Annotated in this window: 12 protein-coding genes and 1 pseudogene (1 of these 13 only partly in view); 9 read left to right on the forward strand and 4 right to left on the reverse strand. The window is 71.4% G+C overall.

Features of this window, described 5'->3' with window-relative positions:
- From ACFXB5_RS03090 to ACFXB5_RS03120, 7 genes and pseudogenes are all read left to right on the forward strand, one after another.
- Positions 1-112 carry the final stretch of a TIGR02677 family protein gene (locus ACFXB5_RS03090; RefSeq protein WP_385201815.1) on the forward strand. It extends 830 nt beyond the left edge of the window, so the window shows 112 of its 942 coding nt (coding positions 831-942); the start codon falls outside the window, past its left edge; its stop codon occupies positions 110-112.
- 13 nt (positions 113-125) lie between these two features.
- Positions 126-908: pseudogene (locus ACFXB5_RS03095) on the forward strand (TIGR02677 family protein); the annotation flags it as partial.
- Positions 909-918: 10 nt separating this feature from the next.
- On the forward strand, positions 919-2184 hold the full coding sequence (locus tag ACFXB5_RS03100; RefSeq protein WP_385201816.1) for a TIGR02678 family protein: 1266 nt from the start codon (positions 919-921) through the stop codon (positions 2182-2184).
- A complete protein-coding gene (locus ACFXB5_RS03105) occupies positions 2181-6326 on the forward strand; it encodes a TIGR02680 family protein (protein ID WP_385201817.1) in 4146 nt (1381 codons plus the stop codon). Before ACFXB5_RS03100 ends, ACFXB5_RS03105 begins: the two co-directional genes overlap by 4 nt.
- A gap of 67 nt (positions 6327-6393) precedes the next feature.
- Positions 6394-7641: a TIGR02679 family protein gene (locus ACFXB5_RS03110; protein WP_385201819.1), complete on the forward strand. Its 1248-nt coding sequence runs from the start codon at positions 6394-6396 to the stop codon at positions 7639-7641.
- Positions 7642-7842: 201 nt separating this feature from the next.
- Positions 7843-8268 (forward strand): hypothetical protein, encoded by a 426-nt coding sequence (locus ACFXB5_RS03115; protein WP_385201877.1) that lies wholly within the window; start codon positions 7843-7845, stop codon positions 8266-8268.
- A 6-nt stretch (positions 8269-8274) separates the two neighbouring features.
- Positions 8275-12198, forward strand: coding sequence for an AAA domain-containing protein (locus ACFXB5_RS03120; protein WP_385201821.1), 3924 nt, complete (start codon positions 8275-8277; stop codon positions 12196-12198).
- Positions 12199-12230: 32 nt separating this feature from the next.
- On the opposite strand, the gene ACFXB5_RS03125 is transcribed toward ACFXB5_RS03120, so the two are convergent.
- Together ACFXB5_RS03125 and ACFXB5_RS03130 are read right to left on the reverse strand one after the other, a co-directional pair.
- Positions 12231-12860, reverse strand: a complete 630-nt coding sequence (locus tag ACFXB5_RS03125; RefSeq protein ID WP_385201823.1) for a hypothetical protein — start codon at positions 12858-12860, stop codon at positions 12231-12233.
- Between the two features lie 409 nt (positions 12861-13269).
- A complete protein-coding gene (locus ACFXB5_RS03130) occupies positions 13270-14232 on the reverse strand; it encodes a DUF72 domain-containing protein (RefSeq protein WP_385201824.1) in 963 nt (320 codons plus the stop codon).
- Positions 14233-14484: 252 nt separating this feature from the next.
- Between ACFXB5_RS03130 and ACFXB5_RS03135 the strand changes: the two genes are divergently transcribed.
- Positions 14485-15153, forward strand: a complete 669-nt coding sequence (locus ACFXB5_RS03135; RefSeq protein WP_385201826.1) for a lytic polysaccharide monooxygenase — start codon at positions 14485-14487, stop codon at positions 15151-15153.
- Positions 15154-15439: 286 nt separating this feature from the next.
- Here the strand turns inward: ACFXB5_RS03135 and ACFXB5_RS03140 are convergent, their stop codons facing one another.
- On the reverse strand, positions 15440-16075 hold the full coding sequence (locus tag ACFXB5_RS03140) for a hypothetical protein (protein ID WP_385201828.1): 636 nt from the start codon (positions 16073-16075) through the stop codon (positions 15440-15442).
- Complete coding sequence (locus ACFXB5_RS03145; protein ID WP_385201829.1) at positions 16072-17694, reverse strand: AAA family ATPase; 1623 nt, start codon at positions 17692-17694, stop codon at positions 16072-16074. The genes ACFXB5_RS03140 and ACFXB5_RS03145 overlap by 4 nt, the downstream gene beginning before the upstream one ends.
- Before the next feature lie 75 nt (positions 17695-17769).
- Here ACFXB5_RS03145 and pglX point away from each other — a divergent pair, with 75 nt between their 5' ends.
- Entirely contained in the window at positions 17770-21297 is a 3528-nt protein-coding gene (gene pglX / locus ACFXB5_RS03150) for a BREX-2 system adenine-specific DNA-methyltransferase PglX (protein WP_385201830.1), read from the forward strand.
- The last annotated feature ends 25 nt before the right edge of the window (positions 21298-21322 follow it).

Raw genomic sequence — 21322 nt, forward strand, 5'->3', positions numbered from 1 at the left:
GCGGGGGGCCGCGGGGGGGGGGGGGGGGGGGGGGGGGGGGGGGGGGGGCGGGGGGGGCCCCCCCCCCCGCCGCGCCCGAGGAAGCCGAAAGCGCCGAGGAGCAGGCGTATGAGCGGTGGGCGGCGAAGTGGTCGGGGCTCACCGCCTGGTTCGTCTCCGCGGACGGCCGTGAGTCGCAGGCCCGGCTGCTGCGCGGGCGGGCCCTCGGGGCGATCCCGCAACTCCTCGCGGTTGTCAGGCAGCTGAACGAGCGGCGGGCCGGGCGCTCGGACCGGTCCGCGGACTTCCGTACCCTGGCCCGCTGGTTCGCCGAGGCCCCGGACGACGAGGCGCGGCACCGGCTGTGGCGCGCCGCCTTCGGTCTGCACTCCGCGCGTCATCTGACCGTGGACGCCGATACGCTGGCCGAGCGCACGGCCCGCCCGGTGCCCGCGTCCACGTCGTGGGCCGAGGCCGAGTCGCTGCGGATCAGCCCGCAACTGCGCCGTACCGGCAGCTACGAACGCCGCGGGCGGGCCCGCCGGGTGCGGGACCGCTCCGAGCAGCGACACCGGCTCGCCGAGATCGCCGCCCGGCAGGCGGAGGAGATCGCCGCCGCCCGTGCCCGGCTAGCGACGGACGGCACCACACGGCTGTCCGCGCTGGGAGAGCTGGACCCGGCGGCCTTCGGGCTGTTCCTGCAGCTGCTCGGCGATGCCCTGGCCACGTGGCGGCCCGGTATGACGAGCACGGTGGCGACCAGCAACGACGGCTCGATGGAGATCCGGCTGACGGCCCTCGCCGACGGGACGACGGCCGAAGTCCGTACGCCGGGCGGGACCTTCCGCGGCCCCGACCACCTGATCGGGATCACCGACCTCACCCGGCCCGGCCGCGCGCAACAGCCACGCACCGGCCGAGACGATTGAGGGGGACCCGATGACCACGCCCCTGGGCGAGGTACTGGACGGCCGGCGAACGGCCGAGGTGCACAAGGCGGCCCGGACGCTGTTGAAGGAGCCGCTGTTGCTGGCGCGGGGCCCGCACGCGGACGAGTTCCGGCTGGTGCGGCAGCACGCCTCGGAGCTGCGCGACTGGTTCGACCGCAACACCGGCTGGTCGCTGCGGGTGGACGCGGAGGCCGCCCGGCTGGCCCGGACGCCCGGCACCTTGGCCGATCCCACCCATCCGGCTCGCGAGGCGTCCCGTGGCCGCGCCCCGTTCACGCGCCGCCGGTATGTGCTGCTGTGTCTGGCGCTGGCCGCGCTGGAGCGCGGTGAGGCGCAGATCGCCCTGGGCCGTCTGGCCGAGCAGGTGGTGCTGGACGCCGCCGATCCCCACCTGGCCGCCGCCGGGGTGGAGTTCACCATGGAGCGCCGCGACGAACGCCTGGATCTGGCGGCGGTGGTGCGGCTGCTGCTGCGCTATGGGGTGCTGCGGCGGGTGGCCGGCGAGGAGGAGGCATACGTCAGCGGTAGCGGCGACGTGCTCTACGACGTGCAGCGGCGCGTCCTGGCCGGGCTGCTGGCCGCCCGCCGGGGCCCGTCGACGATCATCACCGAGGACTTCGAGGACCGGCTGGCCGAGCTGACCGCCGAGAGCGCGCTGGACAGCGACGAGCTCCGTTTCCGCGCGATCCGCCAGCGGCTGACCCGGAGGCTGCTGGACGACCCGGTGCTGTACTACGAGGAGCTGACCGACGAGGAACTCGGCTACCTGACCCGCCAGCGCGCCTTCCTCACCACCCGCATCACCGAACTGACCGGCCTGGTTGCCGAAGTGCGGGCCGAGGGTATCGCCATGGTCGACCCGCACGACGATCTGACCGACGTACGGATGCCGGAGCAGGGCACGCACGGGCACGTCACCCTGTTGCTCGCCGAACACCTGGCGGCCATGGGCGGCGAGGTGAGCCGCGCCGACCTCGAACGCAAGGTTCAGGAGCTGGCGGCCGAACACGGTGCGTTCTGGTCGAAGAGCGCCAAGCAGCCCGGCGCGGAGGCGGAGCTGGTCGGCCAGGCGCTGGAGAGGCTCACCGCGCTCGGCCTGGTCGCCGCCACCCCGAAGGGCATCGTCGCGCTGCCTGCGCTCGCGCGGTACGCGGTCGGCGAGACCGTCGTGACGGAACCGGGACAGGCTTCCGCCCGCACACCCCGTGCTCCTCGCACGCCCCGCACACCCAAGCGAAAGGCACCGCAGTCGTGACCGCCCTGCCCGACCCGACACCCGGCCGGTGGCAGCCGCTGCGCATCGGCCTGGTCGACCTCTTCCACTACGACACGGAGGAGTTCTGGTTCCGCGACGGCCGCCTGCTGCTGCGTGGCAACAACGGCACCGGCAAGTCCAAGGTGCTCGCCCTGACCCTGCCCTTCCTCCTGGATGGCGATCTGTCCGCCCGTCGGGTGGAACCCGACGCCGACCCGGGCAAGCGCATGGAGTGGAACCTGCTGCTCGGCGGCCGGCACCCGCACCCGGAGCGGCTCGGCTACACCTGGATCGAATTCGGTCGCCGTGACCAGGACTCGGGCCGGGCGCACTTCCGCACGCTGCTGTGCGGGCTGAAGGCTGTAACGGGCCGCGGCATCGCCCGCCACTGGTACGCGGTCACCGACCAGCGCGTCGGCGAGGAGCTGACCCTGCTCGACGCCACCGGCACCGCACTGTCGCGGGATCGCCTGGCCGAGGCCGTCGCCGGACGCGGCATGATCTACGACCAGGCGAAGGCGTACCGCAGGGCGGTTGACGAGGCGCTGTTCGGGCTCGGCGAGCGGCGCTACGCCGCCCTGGTCGACCTGCTCATCCAGCTGCGCCAGCCCCAGCTGTCCAAGCGCCCCAACGAGACGGCGCTGTCCCGCGCGCTGACCGAGGCGCTGCCGCCCATGGACCAGGCGGTGATCGCCGATGTGGCCGAGGCGTTCCGCTCCCTGGACGAGGAGAAGGAGGAACTGCGGGCGGCGAGTGAGGCCGAACGGGCCGCCTCCGCCTTCCTCGACCACTACCGCCGCTACGCCCGCGTGGCCACCCGCCGACGGGCCCGGCTGCCGCGCAGTGAACACGCCCGCTACGAACAGCTGCACCGTGACCTGTCCCGGGCGCGGACCGAGCGGGAGGAGGCCGAGCGGCAACGGGCGGAGGCCGCGGAGCGGATCGCCCAGCTGGAGGAGACGGCCGTGCGGCTGACGGCCCAGGACGCCGCGCTGCGCGCGGGTCCGGAGATGCGCAGCGCCCGGGAACTGGAGCAGGCGGCGGCCGATGCGCGGCGCACCGCCGGCGAGCGGGCCCGTGCGGAGGCGGACCGGGACCAGGCCGCCCAGGCGAACTCCCGCGCTCTCGGCCGCCTGACGGGCGCCGAAGGACGGCTGGCGGCGGCCGAGCAGCGAGTCGAGAGCACGCTGCGCCAAGCACGGGAAACGGCCCGAGCGGCCCGGCTCCACGACGTGCTGGGGCCCCACGACACGGTCCCGGAGGCGGAACTGCGCCACGCGGCCGAGGAGTCGGTGGCACGCCGGAGGCGCACCCTCGACCACGTGGAGGAGCTGGCCGCGGGGGCCGAGCAGGCCGCCGGCGAACGGCGGGCCGCCGCCAGCCGCCTGGACGAGGCCCAGACCGAGGCCGCCCATACCGCCGAACGCCAGGCCCAGGCGGAGGCGTCCGCCGCACAGGCGGGCCAAGACCTGGTGGGGGCCATACGCGAACACCTCGCCCGGTGCACGGAACTGGACCTTCCCGACCCGACGGGGCTCCTGGACGCTCTGCACGACTGGGGCACGCATCTGCACGGCCCCAGCCCCGCCCGGGAGCAGACCGCGGCAGCCCACCGCGATCGGGCCGCGAACCTGGCCGACCAAGCCGCCGCACTCGGTCAGCGGCTAGCCGAACTGGCCGAGCGGCGCACCGCGACCGAAAGGGAGCTGGCGGAGCTGGAGGCCGGTGGCCAGCACGGACCGGAGGCACCCCGCACCCGCACCCCGGGCCTGCGCGACCGGACTCCCGGAGCGCCTCTGTGGAGGCTGGTCGACTTCCACGACCACGTCACTCCGGACGAACGGGCGGGGCTGGAGGCCGCGCTGGAGGCGTCCGGGCTCCTGGACGCGTGGGTGTGCCCGGACGGCACCATGCTGGAGGCGAGCGGGCACGACGTGCTGCTGTCCCCGCTGCCTTCGCATGCGTCACGGGCCGGCTCCGTCCTCGCCGACGCGCTGCGACCCGCCGTCGACCACGGCGATCCCCGGGCCACGCAGGTCGGTGAACCGGCCGTGTCCGCTCTCCTGGCGGCCATCGGTCTCGGGGACACCGGTGCACCCGGCACGTGGGTGGCGGCGGACGGTCACTTCCGCATCGGCGCGCTGACCGGCAGCTGGTTGAAGGAAGCGGCCGTGTACGTGGGTGAAGGCGCCCGCGAGGAAGCACGCCGCGCCCGGATCGCCACCCTGCGCGGCGAACTGGACGCCCTGGCCGCCAGCACGGCACGCCGCGAAGCCGAACGCGCCACGGTGGCCGCGCGCCGACGCACCCTGGACGCCGAACTGGCCGCCCTCCCCGACGACGCCCCCCTGCGCCACGCCCACGCGGTGGCCGCCGCGGCGGCGGACGCCGCCCACCGGGCCCGCACCCGCCAGGAGGAACGCGCGGCCGAACTCACCGAGGCGGCCCGCCGCGAGGCCGAAGCGGCCACCGCACTGGCCGAGACGGCCGACGCCCTGAATCTGCCCGCCGACCGACCGGCCCTCACGGCCGTCCGTCAAGCCCTAGCCGACCACACGGCCGCCCTCGCCGCCCTGTGGCCGGCCCTGCGCGACCGGGCCGAGGCGCGACGCGCTGTCGCCGACGAGCGGGCGGAAGCCGGCCGGACCGGGGAACGGGTGGCCGAACTGGACCATCGTATGGCCGAGGCGGCCCGGCTCGCCGCCGCCGCGGACGCACACCACACCACTCTCCGCTCGACCGTCGGCGCGGCCGTCGCCGAGCTGGAGCGCCGTCTGGCCGAAACCGCGAGTGCCCTGGCCACGTGCGAGCGGGACCAGAAGCAGGCCCGTCACGAGTACTCCGCCGCGGACCGCCGCGCCGGCCACGCCGAGGGCCGTATCGAGCAGCTGGACAAGGACGTCCATGAAGCGGCGGCCACACGCGCCGAGGCCATCGCCGCGCTCCAGCGGTTCGCGGCCACCGGCCTGCTGACCGTCGCCCTGCCCGAGGCTCCCGTACCGCCGCTGGACGCCGGATCCTGGGCCGCCACCCCGGCAATCGCGCTCGCCCGAGCGATCGAGGCGGCACTGTCCGGTACGGACGACTCCGAGGGCGCCTGGGAACGCGTGCAGAAGCGGCTCAGCGAGGAGTACAAGAAGCTCCAGGACGTCCTCTCCCGGGGCGGCCACAGCGCCACGGCGCGCATGACCGAGGACGGGATGATCGTCGACCTCGTCTACCAGGGCCACGGGCGGGCCGTGCCCGAACTGGCCGAGGCGCTGGCCACCGAGGTCCAGGAGCTGACCCGCATACTGTCGGCGCACGAACGCGAAATTCTGGAAACCCACCTGCTGACCGAGGTCGCCGGCACCCTCCAGGAGCTGATCGACACCGCCGAGCGCCAGGTACGCGCCATGAACACCGAACTTGAGCAGCGGCCCACCTCCACCGGCATGAAGCTGCGCCTGATGTGGCGGCCCTCCCGCAAGGCACCAGCCGGACTGGCACAGGCGCGGGCGCGGCTGCGCCAGTCCGCCGACGCCTGGGCGGCCGAGGACCGGGCGGCGGTCGGCGAGTTCCTGCAAGCCCAGATCGCCCGCGCGCAGGCCGAAAACGCCACAGGCAGCTGGCTGGAAGTGCTCACCACCGCGCTCGACTACCGCGCCTGGCACGAATTCGGCATCGAACGCCACCAGCACGGCGCCTGGGTGCCCGCCACCGGGCCCGCCTCCGGCGGCGAACGCGTCCTGGCCGTCTCCGTACCCCTGTTCGCCGCCGCCTCCGCTCACTACGCCACCGCCGCTCCCCACGCCCCGCGCCTGGTCACCCTGGACGAAGCCTTCGCCGGCGTCGACGACGACTCCCGCGCCAAATGCCTGGGCCTCCTCCACGCCTTCGACCTGGACGTGGTGATGACCAGCGAGCGTGAATGGGCCTGCTACCCGCAAGTGCCCGGCATCGCCATCGCGCAGCTCTCCCGCGTCGACGACATCGACGCGGTCCTGGTGACCCGCTGGCAGTGGGACGGCACCGAGCGGGCACGGGCCCCCGAACCCGACAGCCGCATGGCGACGGTCCCCGCACCGGCACACTCCCCCGGGGAGCCCGAGCCCACCCCCACCGAGAACCCCGCACTCGGTCAGGACGCCCTGTGGGCCTGAGAAGTGACGCAGGACCGCCCGTGACGAGGAGGGACCGCCCGTGGCGAGAAAGGGGGAAGACCCTCACGTGAGCGCATCCGGCACCCCCGCCGGCCACGTCGACCACGACCGCCTCACCCGTCTCCTCGGCGATCCGGGCTGTGCCTGGCTGCTGGACCGGATACGCCGCCGGATGGAACGCGCCGAGCCACTCACCGGCCCGGTCATTCTGGCAGCGCCCACCGACGGCGAGCGGGCCGCCGCCGAGCGCCTGCTGGGCCGAGCCCCCGGCGGCGGGCGCTCGCTGAGCGTCCGGCTCGACGCCGTCGACACCATCCTGCGCCGCTCCGGCGTCAGCCCCGACGGCCTCGCCACCGCCGTCATCGCCCTCACCGGACCTGTCACCCTCCTCAGCGACGCACGCCGGCGGGAGGCGGACGCCTGGCACGACGCGTACACCCCGCTCACCGGTTTGTGCTCCGAGCGGCCCGAACTGGCCGACTGGTGTGAGCACATACGCGTGAGCGGTCTCGTCCGCCGCCTCGCACGCGGCCCGGAGGCCGCCCGGGCCCTGGTCGCCTCCACCGCGACGGCGCTGCGGAGCCTGCCCGCGGATCCGGCCGTCTCCCTCCCGGCCTTCGCCGCCCGCACCCTCGGCGATGCCCACGCCCTCGACGACGGCACCCCGCTCGCCACCCTCGTCCACTCCGGCATCCGCGCCCTGACCGGCTTCCCCGATGGCACCGGAGCCGAGTGGCGCCGCGAGGCATGGGCCTCCGCGGGACTCCTGAAGGACGCCCTGTCCTCCACCGTCCTGACCCTGGGCCTGCGCGGCACACCCGCGCTCGACTGGGCCACCGCCACCGGGGAGCCCGCCGTGCTCACCCTGCGCCAGCTCACCCGCACCCCTCCCCGTGCGACGCCCCCAGTGGTGCGCGTCTGCGAGAACCCGACCGTGCTCGCCACCGCGGCCGACACCTACGGCCCTGACTGCCCGCCCCTGATCTGTCTCCAGGGCCAGCCCTCGGCCGCCGCCCTCACCCTCCTGCGCCACCTGCACTCCCACCGGGCAAAGTTGCTCTACCACGGCGACTTCGACTGGGGCGGCATACGCATCGCCACCGCATTGCTGCGGCGCGTCCCCTGGCACCCCTGGCGCTACACCACCGCCGACTACCGCGCCGCCGCCGGCCGAACCCCGCTGGCACCATCCCTGACGGGCACACCCGCCACCACTCCCTGGGACCCGGACCTGCGGGCCGCCCTCAGCGAACTCGGCGTACGCGTCGAGGAGGAAACCGTCCTCGACGATCTCCTGACCGACCTCGCACCCTGACGACTCAACGGGATCACGCCGCCGTTGAGGAGCGGCAGATCCGCCAGCGGGTGGCCGTTTTCGCGCCAAGGACCAGCGTATTCCGGTAATGGACGCTCCCGTTGTCCGTCCCGGGGACTAACCTCGTGCGCTTCGTGTGGGCGTGAGTCCACGCGGTCCGACCACACCACGGAAGCCCAGGGGGGATGCACCGTGACCACCATGCCCAACGCCCCGGCCGGATACCGGATCTCCATCGTCGACGAGGACCCGTTGCGCGCCCGCAAGGAGGCGCGCGAACTTCTCGCCGAGATCGCCGACGCCGATCCGGGCGCGGCTCTGGACGTGCCCCGGAAGCCCATGCCCGGGGCCACGAAGCCCGGGGCCCTGGACAAGGGCGGCCCGTCCGTCGACACGATCGGGGTGCTGATCAGCGCCGGCTCGCTGGTCGCGGCCGGAGTGCAGGTATGGCTGGCTCGCGTGCCGCAGCGGACAGTCATCGCCCGACGGCCCGACGGCGCGACCCTCCGGATCACGGGCAAGGAGGCACGCGAGGACGACGGGCGGATCGAGCGGTTCCTCGCGGGCGGCGGCGAGCCCGCCGCCGGCCACGAGGGGGACGACGGCGACGCGCCGGCGGCGGGCTGAGCACGCATGACCGACAACGACCGGTACGCCATGCTCGTGGGTGTCTCCACGTACGACAGTGACGCCTACCCCGATCTCCCGCCCGTCCGCGCGGACCTGCACTACATGCGGGCGGTGCTGGAGAACACCGGGATCGGCATGTACAACGACTGCGCGCTGGTCCCCGAGCCGACCCGCGCCGAGATGCTGCACGCCGTGGAGACGTTCCTGGAGGAGCGGCAGCCGAGCGAGACAGCTCTGTTGTACTTCAGCGGGCACGGCGAGTTCTGCGAGGACGACAACCAGCTGTACTTCCTCACCCGGGACGCGGACCCGAACGACCTGCCGGGCACGGCCGTACCGGCAGCGTTCCTGGAGCGGGTGCTCCAGTCCTGCCGCGCCCCGTCCAAGCTCGTCCTGCTGGACTGCTGCTCCAGCGGGTCCGTCGTCCAGGGCTGGACCGCCAAGGGCGCCCCAGGGGACACCGACGAGCGGCCCGTGCCCAGCACCCTGCTGCGGCCGACCGGCGTGTACTTCATCACCGCGTCCGACGCGCTACAGTCCGCCTCGGCGATGGCGCCGCCCGGGTCCACGCTCGGCACGTCCCGGTTCACCGGTGAGATCGTGGAGGGGCTGCGGAACGGGCGGATCAAGGGCGGCGGCTGGATCACTCCGGACGACTTGTTCGAGTACCTGACGGCACAGATGACGCGCAAGGGCGTGCCCGAGGAACAACGCCCCACCAAGTCCACGTTCCGGGCCACGCGAAGCCTGCCTTTCGCCCTGTCCGTGGCGCGTCCCGTCCGTCTCTCGACGCCGCCGCGTGACGCGGCGGGGGCAACGCGGCAGTCCCCCGCCCTGCTGAAGGCCCGGGAACTGGCGGCGCTGGACGCGCGGAACGGCGTGGACTGGCAGCGGCTGCTGCACTACTACGTGCGGTGCCTCACCGCCGAGGCAGCGGCCGGGATGCTGCCCGACCGCGACAGCGAGCGGAATTCGGGCTACTTCCTGCTGGGCAGGGGCGAGGAGGTCATCCAGTCGGGCCGGGGTTCGACCTTTCGGGCTCCCGGGCAACTGCCCAGGCCGCAGGCCCGGCCCGAGGGAAGCGACAGCGACGCGGGAACGCAGCAGGAGTACTGGTACGGCTATCCGGCCGTCACGCTCCCCGTACGCGAGGGAGGCGGCCGGGGACGCCGTACACCCGTGACGATCGCGCCCCTGCTGATACAGCAGATGGAACTCGCACCCGACGAAAACGGCCAGGACGTACTCCGGCCGACCGGGGTGCCGTCCTTGCACACCGGTGTCGTCTCGGAACTGCTGGACGCCGACGACGCGGCCGACCTCGTCGCCGGCTGGCAGCCGACCTGGCAGGAGGGCAACGACGCGCAGATGCTGCGGGCCGTGCGGCAGTTGCTGGAGGAGCTGAAGCTGCCGGAGCTGGAACCACTCGATCCGTCCGCGCTCAGCGAGCGGACAGTGAATCAGGCGCTGCGGCCCGGCGCGCACAACGCGGCCGTCCTGCTGGTGCCGTCCGGCGTGGAAGCCGGCGCGACGCAGGGTCTGGTGGACAACCTGCTGCAGATGTCTGCGCGGACCGGGCAGATCCCCGGTACCGCGCTGGACGCGCTGCTGAACGACGGTGAGGCGGGGACGGGGTCCTCGGTCCCCGTGGTGGCTCCCGGACCGTGCAACGAGAGTCAGGAGCTGGTGGTCTCCTCGGCGATGACGCGAGCGCTGACGGTGGCCACGGGGCCGCCCGGCACCGGCAAGAGCGAGGTGGTCACGGCCACCGTCACCACGTGCGTCGCCGCCGGACAGTCCGTACTGGTCGCGTCCACGAACAACGAGGCGGTCGACGTCGTCGCCGAACGCTGCGACGCCATAGCCCCCGGGCTCATGATGCGGACGGGCAATAAGAAGGCGCTGAAGGAGGAGGCCGAGAAACTGGAGCGGCTGCTGGGCGAGGCCGTGGAGGCCCCGCGGCGGGGTTCAGCGACCGTGGGAGGGGAGCTGCGCAACGCCCGTGCGCGGGCTGTCCGGCGACGAGAGGAAGCGGAACGCCGTATCGGCGAGGAGGGGCGGCTGCTGGACCTGCTCCGGGAGCGGGAGGAACGGGCCGGCGCGCTGGAGCTGCCGCCGAGGCTGCTGGAGTCCGCGTGGGCGGCGACGGCGGCCGGGGACGGTACGGCCGCGCTGGGCCGCTGGGAGAGCAGGGCCCGGAAGGCGGCCGGAGCCCGTCGGTGGCTGCTCGGCGGGTGGCGCAGGGCGCGGGCACTGGCCGCGCTGGTCGCGGCGGCCGGTACACCGCAGGGCGACGGCCCGGCGTGGCCGGGGTGGGCGAACGAACGGCCCGTGCCGCCGGAGCTGCTGGAGGACCTGGCGGGCGCCGTGGCCGTGGAACGGCGGCTGCGGGAGCTCGTCCCCGGGCACACCGAGTGGGACGAAGACGGGCTGAAGCAGGCGCGGCTGGAGACGGCGGGTGTCCTCTCGGAGCTGTCCGCGGAACTGTCCCGGGCGGCATCGGCGGAGGCCCTGACGCGGGCGCGCGGGCTGATGGGGCAGCGGCTCCAGGCGCTGCGTGCCCGTCGGGGGTTCCGGAAGAGCCAGCAGAACCTGATGGCGCACCTCAAGGGGTGGGCGATCAGCACCCACTCGGTGCGCCAGCTCGAACTCGCCCCGAAGCTGTTCGACCTCGTCGTCATCGACGAGGCCAGCCAGTGCTCGATACCGTCGATTCTGCCGCTGCTCTTCCGGGCCCGGCGGGCACTGATCATCGGCGACCCGATGCAGCTGGGCCACATCGCCGACATCGCGCCGCAGCAGGAGCGGCAGGCGAGGGTCCGGGCCGGGCTGAGCGCGGCGCAGCTGGAGGACCACCGGCTCACGTACCACGTGCACTCCGCGTACCACGTGGCCGCGCAGCACGGGGACACCGCCCTGCTGCTCGACGAACACTACCGATGCCACCCGCGGATCGCCGGTGTCGTCAACGGATACTGCTACGCGGGCCAGTTGCAGGTGCTCACCGACGTACGGCGGCAGGCCCCGGCGCTCGACCCGGTGGGGGCGGCCGATCCGGCGCCGGTGCTCGGCTGGGTGGACGTGCCGGGCGGCGAGTCGGCGCGGGGCGGCGACGGACAGTCCTGGCGCAACGCGGCCGAGGCCGGGGCCGTGCGGCGGGTGGTGGACGAGCTGCTCGCGCGGCTGCCGCAGGACGCGACGGTGGGTGTGGTGACACCGTTCCGGGCGCAGAAGCAGGCGCTGGCGCGGATGTGGCACGACGACGAGCGGGTACGGGTGGGAACGGTACACGCGTTCCAGGGCGGGCAGCGCGACGTGATGGTGCTGAGCCCGGTGGCCACACTGAACACCCCGCCGAGGACGACGCACTGGGTGGCGAGCCAGGTCAACCTGTGGAACGTGGCGATCACACGGGCCAAGTCACAGCTGATCACCGTGGGCAGTCACGCGTTCTGGCAGGGGCAGAGCGGTCTTCCCGCGATACTCGCCGGGCGCTCGGCGCTGCTGGGTGCGGGGGCCCGCGAAGGACACGGATACGGCCCGGATACCGGAGAGGTCATCGGCGGCACACGAGGGGCGGCCGACCGGGGCACGTCGCTCCGCGAGGAGCTTGCCGATTCGCTCCAGCAGTACCTCGGCGGGCGCGGCGTCACCGACCTGGAGCGCGCGGCAGTGGTCGGCGGCCACACGGTGGATCTGCTGTTCACCACGGGCGGAGAGAACACGGCCGTGCTGATCGACACAGGCCCGCCGCCCGGCCGCGACCCGGCGCGCCACCTGCGGCTGACACATGCTCGGGGTGACCTGCTGACCGGCCTGCCGTCCGGCGGCCACGGGGCGAAGGTGTGCGAGGTGGGCCGGACGGTGCGGGTGCCGGCGTGGCGGATCGTGGCCGGTGAGGAGCTGCTGGCACCGCTGTTCGGCTGAGCCTGTGCACGCCGGGGGAACGCAAGACCGGATCAGCCTTGGCGCAGGCACCGGACGACGTACGTCATGTGCTGGATGTTCCCTGCCCGCAGCCAATCCGGGGCCTGGCCCGTGCCTTCACCGGTCGTGAGGGGACCGTCGGCACAGTCGCGCAGCCAGGTCTCCCCGGCACCGGCGGACGCACCTCTGAACTCGGGCAGATCGCGGATCCGGCGGGCCGCAGCCCGGATGCCCGCCGTACGGTCGGGGCCGCCGTTCGGCACCCTGCACAGCACGAACCAGTCGTCGATGGTGTAACGCAGGAGTCCCCACGGCGGGGGCCCGCCGCCCTGCCCCTGGGAGAGAGCGGTGGCGGGCTGTACGACATAGTCACCATAGGCGAGTCCCGGCAGGTAGCCGCAGCCGCTCGCCCTGACCTCGTGCCACATGTGCCAGTCGGCACGGGGCTCTTCGTGCAGCTCTCCGAGTTCCAGCATGTCGTTGGTGGCATGCTGGAAGCCTCCGCTGAGCACGGCAGTTGTGCACCAGGCCGCCAGGGGGCGCAGGGCGTCCAGGGCCCGCAGCGCCTCCTTGCCCGCGTCGGGGCGGCCGGGGAGGACACTGCCCAGGTCCAGCAGCAGATCGACGGGCAGGACGGGAACGTCAAACGGTTCGGACGTCACGGCTCCCCCTCGGAACTGCCCGCGCGCTTTCCCTTCCCGCCAGGATCGGCGGACGGCAAAGCGCCGGAAAGAGAGCTCTTTCGGCCCAGATGACTGAAACCGGCAAGCAGCTGATACCGCTGTGACGCGGGATGTGCTGTCTGTGAGGATCGGCGACCCGTCACTCACGTGAACAGCGCACCAGGGCACTGAGTGCTGTTCAGCCACATGCGTGGCATCGAGGCCGAAGCGGCCACCACACTGACCGAGACGGCCGATGCGGCTCCCCCGCTGCGCGGGTGTGGTTGATTGGCTGGTCAGGGCTGAATTCTGGCCACCAAAGTCCAGGAGCTGACCCGCACCCTGTCGGCGCGCGAACGCGGGCCAGTCCTCGGCCGCCCCCTCGCCCCCACCGGGCAAAGCCGCTCCATCACGGCGACTTCGACTGGGGCGGTACGCCTCCCCGCCGCCTCGCTCCGCCGCCGCGTGGCGAAGGCACAGGGCTCGCGGGCGCGCCGAGCAGCTGGCGCATGGACTCGGCCGCGCGGACGGCCGCGTCGGCGCAGCAGTTGTTGAACAGGACGTGGACCTCGTCGGCCTGTTGGGCCATTTCGCAGAGGCGGGGGATCCACTCCGTCAGCTCCTCCATCGTGTAGGCGTGGCGGAAGCGCTCCTCCTTGGTGCCCGTGCCCCAGGCGTCGTTACGGCCGTGGAATCGGGCCACCGCGAGGCGGGGTGAGGTGACCGGGGAGACCGGGGGTATGGAGGTGGGCAGTTTCTGGGTCATGTCCACGGCCACGGCGGACATCTCCTCGGCCCGGAGCAGTGCCTCGGTCCCGGCCCGCTCGTCCTTCTGCCACCAGCCAGGGCGCCGGAATTCCACGGCGACCGGCCAGCCCGCCGTGCGCCGCGCGCAGTGGTCGAGGAACGCCTTCGCCCGCGCGTCGCCGGGGGCGAACCAGGGCGGGAACTGGAAGAGGAGGGTGCCCAGACGTCCCGCTTCCCTCAATGGCTCGAGTGCTCCGCTGAAGCGCTGCCACACCTCGTCGAGCAACCCCGGATCGAGGTTCACGGGCCTCGGGCGTCCGCCCCTGCGTCCGGGCAGCGCCCCGCGCAGGTCGGCGGGGAGGGCGTTCGGGCTCGTCGGGTGGCCGGTGAGGAGGGAGAACGCCTTGACGTCGAAGCGGAAGCCGTCCGGGGTGCGCTCGGTCCACAGGGTGCTGTTGCGGGCGCTGGGCAGGGAGCAGTAGGTGGCGTCGACCTCCACCACCGGGAACTGCGCGGCGTGGTGCCGCAGCCTCCCCTCCGCGGCGCGCAGCCCCGGCGGGTACCAGCCGCTGGACACCAGAGCGCGGTCCGTCCATGAACACGTGCCGACCAGAATCTCGCCCATGCCGTGCCGACTACCCCGGGTGGGGGCGGGTGCCACTGACGGGCTGCCGAGTGGGCAAGCCGGGGGCGGTCGGCCAACCGCCTGTGACGGCGGGGAGTTGAGTGCGACCGGCAGATACCGTTACCGCGAGGGGCTTGAGGTGTGCGGGCTCCGGCTCCACGTTTCGATGACGCTCGCCCAGGGAAGCCCCCAGTCTGGGAGCGCTCCCACTAGCTCTCCCACTCCCCGTAGGACGATGGAGGAAGATCGCGAATGATTTGTCATGAGCGCGGCAATTCCTTACGTTGGGCATCCCGCGCCGTCGGTCTGCTGGCCGTGGCGCTGCTGTGCCTGATCCCGTGGTCCACCACCGCGAGCGCCCACGGTTCGGTTGTCGACCCCGCCTCCCGCAACTACGGCTGCTGGCAGCGCTGGGGCTCCGACTTCCAGAACCCCGAGATGGCGAAGCTGGACCCCATGTGCTGGCAGGCGTGGCAGGACAACCCGAACGCCATGTGGAACTGGAACGGGTTGTACCGCGACGGCTCGGCCGGCAACTTCCCGGCGGTGGTCCCGGACGGGCAGTTGTGCAGCGGTGGCCACACCGAGGGCGGCCGCTACAACTCGCTGGACAAGCCGGGCGCCTGGAAGACGACGACCATCGGCAGCAAGTTCACCGTCAAGCTGTACGACCAGGCCAGCCACGGTGCGGACTACCTCAAGGTCTATGTGAGCCGCCAGGGGTACGACCCCACCACCCAGCCCCTGAAGTGGAGCGACCTCCAGCTGATCACCACGACCGGCAAGTACGCCCCCGGCAACAACTACTCGGTCGACGTCAACACCTCCGGCTACACCGGCCGCCACGTCGTCTACACGATCTGGCAGGCGTCGCACTCGGACCAGACGTACTTCCTGTGCAGTGACGTGAACTTCGGCTGAGCGGCACCCCCCGCGACTCAGGCACCCGTACCGTGACCCCGCTGGACATACCCGTCCAGCGGGGCGTTCGGTCGAGCTCCGGCACTCGGTCGGTGCCAACCGCCCCAGCGGCCCTACCGGAGCCTCCGATCGTCTTCCATCGGTCGTATGTCGACAAGCTGATGCCCCAGGTGCTTGGTGTCCCCACGTCCGGCAGGCCCCGCGCGACGGATATTCACGCGTCCGGCTCGTAAGCGCTTCCTTGCGCCCCGGTCACAGATTCGAGATCAAGCCAGGAGACGCCGACTCAGACCCGGCTCAGCGTCTCCCACAGATCGGTGGTGAACGACTGCCAAGACGCAAGCTGCTTGACCGGCCCTTCACGGTCCAGCATCTGCAGGAGCCGCGCGCGGTTCTCACAGAAGCGCGCCTGGAGCTTCTTCAGGCCGCGGCCCTTCTCCTCACTGGCCGTGGCGAGCGCTTGCCTGAGCAATGCCTTGGGGTCCGCAGCCGATTCGGCTCGGCTCGCTTTGGGCAGGCCAAGTGCCACCTTGCCATTGGGGTTTCCCGCCACTTCACGGATCGCGGCGTGATCGAGCAGCAGCCACGCTTCCAGCATCCGCACAGGGATCACCGGTACATGTGCCAGCCCCGGGCTCACGTGGGCCACCGCTTCGGCGATCTCCCGGCGACGATGGTCCGCCGGATGACGGTCCGCATCGCGATGGATGACGACGAGGTCGTACACACATTCGCCGTCGCTGAGACGCTGTGCGGCGCGTAGCTTGTCCCCGACCGAGTGGCCGGGCTTGCTGGGCAGGCGGTTCAGGTCGGGAACCGTCACGAGGATCTCTCTGCCCGCGTCCGCGGCGAGCGCCTCGATGTGAAAGCGCAGGCCGGTGTCGCTGGGTCCCTCGCAGAGGTAGAGGGCGCGGACGGTCACGAATCGCTCCCCTCGAGGGTCAGCCGGGCCTCTGGCGGAGTCGTGAGGTACGCGAGGATGTCGGCCACCGTGCCGTACCCCCTCTCGGCGCCCCCGGCACGCCACGTGCCGGCCAGGGGGCGCAGGCGCAAGCTGCGCGCCGTCTTACCGCCCGCCTCCGGAACGGTCGAGGTGTCGGCGATCAGCAGATCCGCCGGATCAACGAGTTGTACGACCCCTGGCGAATGGGTGTTGATGAGCACCTGCCGGAAAGGATTGTCCTCATCGACCTGCTCATCGGCGTCCACCGCCAGGTCGCGCACCAGTTTCACCATCGCGGAAAGATTGGCCGGGTGAATGCCGTTCTCCGGCTCTTCCATACACATCAGACCGCCCGCCTGCGGGTCCTCCAGGAGGACGCACAGCGCCAGGAAACGCAGGGTGCCCTCGGACAGGCTGCGGGCCGGCAGCACCATGCCGTCGATCTCGTGCAGCTTGATCGTCAGCAACTCGCGCGTGTCGTCGGCCTCCACGTCCAGCGTGCGCACATGCAGACCCGACAGGTCCGACAGGCGCCCCGCTACCCGCGAGTACACCCGAGCGGGGTCGTCCGACGACCTCTCGCGGGCGATCCGGTCCAGACAGCGCGGCAGATGCAGACCGTCGGGCCGCATCGAACTGGGGTCGTCGTAACGGTCGGCGGTGCGCAGCGCGGAGGGTTCGAGCGCCAGCCGCCGCCAGGTCTGCATCTCACGCCGCGCCGCCAGGATGGTCGGATCGTCGTTCTCGTTGATCGTGGACAGCATGGTCCGCGGGGCCCGGCTGGCGGGTGCGGGGCGCGGCTGGCCTCTGCGGCCCCCGTCGGCGTGGATACGGACGACCGCGTCACCCGTATCGAGAGTGGTGGAGATGTAGGGCGCGGTCGATCGGCGTCCTTGGATCACGGTATTCCGAAAGCCCTTGACACTGTGCGGGAACCGCAGATGTGATCCGGCGTCACGCGGTCTGATCTGGCTCAGGTCCTCGGACAGCAACGTCAGTCTGCCGCCCCGCTCCCCGCCTTTCGGGGGCTGGTATCCGAGCCTGAGTTCGTAGCGGAGGAATGTGGACGTCGGCTGGGCCAGTCGGCCGAAGTCGTCCTCCACCTCACCCGGAATAATCATCTCCGCGGCGAACGTCATCACGTGCTCGCCGGCCGCGTAGCCGTTCCAGAACAGGTCCCGCGCGTCGCCGTGCAGCTCGCCGTGGGTTCCCCGGACGGCCTGAGCCGCCTCGATCATGGAGTGGTCGGCGAGGAGGCTCAGGAACTGGATCGCGTCGAAGACGTTCGACTTTCCCGTACCGTTCTCGCCCGCGATGCAGGTGAACGGCCCGAACTCGACCCTGAGATCCAGAAGGTTCTTGAACCCACTGACTTCAAGGCGTGTCAGCATGTGTCCCCCTTGATCATCCGGCCCTGTCGTCACCGTGTTACTGCGGTGCCCGGCGGTATTCAGGCCGGTGCGCACAGGAATCATAGGGCTCAGGCCGTGACCGATCAGGCGCATCGGCCGGTGACCGTCGGCGATCGAGTCTGTCGGACTGGAGAGCTGGCAGGATGTATCCAACAGGACAGTGGATCGTGAACACTGACGTTGCACGGAGGAGAGGTCGCCGCTGTGCCTCCGACTGACGGAGCCGATGCAGAGACGTCCTCGTTGGACAGGACCGGGCTGATGACCAGCCTGCGCAAGCAGGTTCTGGCGCTGGAGGGCGACCTTCGCGAGCGCAGTGACAACGTGGAGCGCTTTCGCCGTCGTCTGAGGAACGCGTACGAACAGGCGAGTGTTTCCTCCCGCACGTCAGCCACATACGGGGTCTGGCGGAGCGAGCGCATCACACAAGCCGCCGTCGCATGGGTCCTGGGCACGGTATTCATGCGCTTCTGCGAGGACAACAACCTCATTCGCCGGCCATTTCTCGCAGGGCCTGGGGCTCGCTTGGTGGAGGCGGAAGCGCGACACGAGGCATATCTCGCTGAGCACCCGGAGAAGAACGACCGGGACTGGCTGTTGGAAGCATTCACGCATCTGGCTCGTTCCCATCATGCGATGGCCCGCATCTTCGACTTGGACCACAGTCCGCTGGGGGAACTATCGCCCTCTCCCGAGGCCGCGGCCGCGCTGGTGGCGTTCTGGCGACGGCGTGGCAGCGACAGTTCGATCCGTTTCGACTTCACCGACCCTGACCTCGACACCCGTTTCCTGGGGGATCTGTATCAAGAGATCAGCGAGGCGGCGCGGAAGACCTACGGTCTGGTCCGGACTCCCGAGTTCATCGCGGACTTCGTCCTCGACCTCGCCCTGGACCCGGCTATCGCGGAATTCGGCCTTGAAGGCTTCCGCGGCATCGATCCGGCATGCGGGGCGGGGACATTCCCGCTCGGACTCTTCCAACGGCTGCTGGCCGCGTGGCGGCAGGCGGAACCTGATGCCCTGGACCGCGCGCTGGTCCTGCGATCGCTGGATTCCGTGCATGGCTGCGACCTCAATCCCTTCGCCGTCAGCATTACACGCTTCAGACTGCTGATCGCTGCCGGGCGGGAGAGTGGCGCGCGGACGCTGGACCAGTTCCCCGACCACGTCATCAATGTAGCGGTGGGTGACGCCTTGCATGAGGGGCCTGGCATGCCCGGCGAATCACCCCTTTCCGTTTTCGGTGACGTGGAACACGAGGGCGGCGAAACGCGAGGGGACGTCCACGAGTTTTCCGAGCGCTGCGGCCTTCTGCGTCAAGGGTCATACCATACGGTACTGGGAGAGCCCCCTTATATCACCGTGCGCGACAAATCGACGAACGCGGCCTATCGGGCGTATTACACTTCCGCCGCAGGAGCCTTCCCTCTCTCCGGCTTCTTCACAGAGCGCATGTTCCAGCTCGCGGCGCGGAAAGTCGCCACAGAGCCCTGCGGCTACGTCGGAATGTACACATCCAACTCGTTCATGAAGCGCGCTTTCGGTGAAAAACTGATCGAGGAATTCTTCCCCCGCGTCGGACTCACGCATGTCGTCGACACCTCTGGGGTCTTCGTACCAGGTCATCGGACCCCCACTCTCATCTTGGTGGGACGCAATGACCCAGGCATGGGTGACATGCCGGTGCGGTCGGTCCTCGGCGTGCGCGGAGAGCCGAGGTATCCGGTGGACCCGGCCCAGGGAATCGTGTGGAACGCCATCCTCGGTCAAGTGGATCGGCCCGGCTCCGCCTCCGAATGGGTGAGCGTCCAGGACGAACCCCGTCAGCGCTTCCACCGCTTCCCGTGGACTCTCACGGGCGGTGGAGGAGCGGACCTCATGGACGTGCTCTCCCGGGCTCCACGCCAGTTGGCGGACGTCCTCGCCGCCCCTGTCGGCGTCCTCACCGACCCAGGGCAGCACGATGTCTTCGCTCTCGGCCGCCCCTGGTTCATCAGGCATCCGGACTCGGCCGCACTGGGTCGCGGCATGGTCACCGGCGACACCGTACGGGACTGGCGTGCGGGTGTGGCGGCGGAAGTCCTGGCCCCCTATGACGCGGACGGCGGGCCACTTCCCCCGGACCTCACCACCTCGTGGGGGAGGCATCTGTGGACGATGCGACAGGTACTGCGGGCGACGCCCGGGTCCCAGCGCTCGTCGCGGGCGAGGCCATGGTGGGGCTGGAGGCGCTGGCCCCCCGGCGGGGTCCGGGGACGGGCCATCACGCTCGCGTACGTGGCCTCGCACAACCACTTCGCGCTGGCGGAAGACGCGAAGGCGTTCAGCCGAACCGCCCCTGTTCTGCGACTGCGCTCAAGCGCCGACGAGGAGGAGTACGTCGCCCTCCTGGGAGTCCTCAACTCGTCAACGGCCTGCTTCTGGCTCAAGCAGGTCAACTCCAGCACCGGGTCCGATGGGCTCGGCATCCCGCTGCCGGGCGAGGAATGGACGTGGTCCTGCACGTTCGCGACGGCGTCCTTCTCACGGTTTCCGCTGCCCGCCGACCCTCCGCTCGGCCACGCGCGGGCGCTGCACGCCCTCGGACGGAGCCTCGCCGCCCGTGAGCCAAGCGCCATCTGCGCGGAGGAACGCCCGCTCCACCGGGATGTCCTGAACGCGGCGCGAGATTCCCAGGAGGAAGTGCGTCACCAGATGATCGCCCATCAGGAGGAGCTGGACTGGGAGGTATACGGCTCCTACGGGCTGCTGCCCGCTGATGACCACACTCGTCTGACCATGCCTCCTGGATCCGCGCCGCCTCCGCTACGGCCGGGGGAGCGCGCCTTCGAAATCGTGCTGGCTCGGAAGGTGCTCGCTGATGAAGCGGCCGATTCCTGGTTCACGAAAAACGGTGCGACACCCCTCACCGAGATTCCGTCCCACTGGCCGCCCGCTTATCGGGATATCGTGCGAGCCAGGATCGACGCCATCGAATCCCGCCCGGCCATCGCCCTCGTCGAGCGCCCGGAGTACAAACGTCGGTGGTCATCGGAGCCATGGGAGATGCGCGAGGAACGAGCGTTGCGCTCTTGGCTGCTCGATCGCTGTGAGGACGAACGACTGTGGTTCGACCGTCGAGACGGCGCCGCCCGCCCGCGCCCCCGGACACCCGGCCAACTCGCCCGGGAACTCGGTGGCGACACCGGCCTGCGTTCCGTCGCCGCGCTCTACGCCACAGATCATCTGGGCATTCCGGACGCGCCCCTCGGTGACGTACTGGCAGCGATCCTGGCCACCGAGCACGTACCCGGCGTCTCAGCGCTGCGGTACAAGGAGTCGGGGCTGCGCAAGCGCGCCGAGTGGGAACAGGTCTGGGAACTCCAACGCAGCGAGGACAGGACGGGCGAGGCCCTCGGGATCCCCGTCCCGCCCAAGTTCAGCGCGATGGACTTCCGACGTGCTGCCTACTGGTCGCACCGAGGCGGTCTGGACATTCCTCGGGAACGCTTCGTCTCCTACCCCGGAGTCGTCGAGGGGGACGGGCCGCTCCTCGGCTGGTCCGGCTGGAGTGAGACGGACCGCGTTCATGTCCTGCTGGATCTGGTGGATGAGCTCATCCGGCGGCCCGACTGGACGGTGTATCAGCTGACTCCCCTCCTCGCGGGGATCCAGGAGCTGCTCCCCTGGGTCCGCCAGTGGGGCGCTCAGGACGCCGGGGAATTCGAGCGCCGTCTGGAGGACCTGCGGACCTCCCATGGACTCAGCAGGCACGACGTGGCTGCCTGGCGGCCGCGCAGAACGATGTAGAGCCACGCCGCGAGCCGTAGGTCTC

Source organism: Streptomyces sp. NPDC059455 (assembly GCF_042750115.1).
Taxonomy (GTDB): domain Bacteria; phylum Actinomycetota; class Actinomycetes; order Streptomycetales; family Streptomycetaceae; genus Streptomyces; species Streptomyces endocoffeicus.

Coding starts and splice junctions, on each gene's coding strand:
- pglX (WP_385201830.1), top strand. CDS start 17,770: ATGACCAGCCTGCGCAAGCAGGTTCTGGCGCTGGAGGGCGACCTTCGC.
- ACFXB5_RS03135 (WP_385201826.1), top strand. CDS start 14,485: ATGATTTGTCATGAGCGCGGCAATTCCTTACGTTGGGCATCCCGCGCC.
- ACFXB5_RS03100 (WP_385201816.1), top strand. CDS start 919: ATGACCACGCCCCTGGGCGAGGTACTGGACGGCCGGCGAACGGCCGAG.
- ACFXB5_RS03115 (WP_385201877.1), top strand. CDS start 7,843: ATGCCCAACGCCCCGGCCGGATACCGGATCTCCATCGTCGACGAGGAC.
- ACFXB5_RS03130 (WP_385201824.1), bottom strand. CDS start 14,232: ATGGGCGAGATTCTGGTCGGCACGTGTTCATGGACGGACCGCGCTCTG.
- ACFXB5_RS03120 (WP_385201821.1), top strand. CDS start 8,275: ATGACCGACAACGACCGGTACGCCATGCTCGTGGGTGTCTCCACGTAC.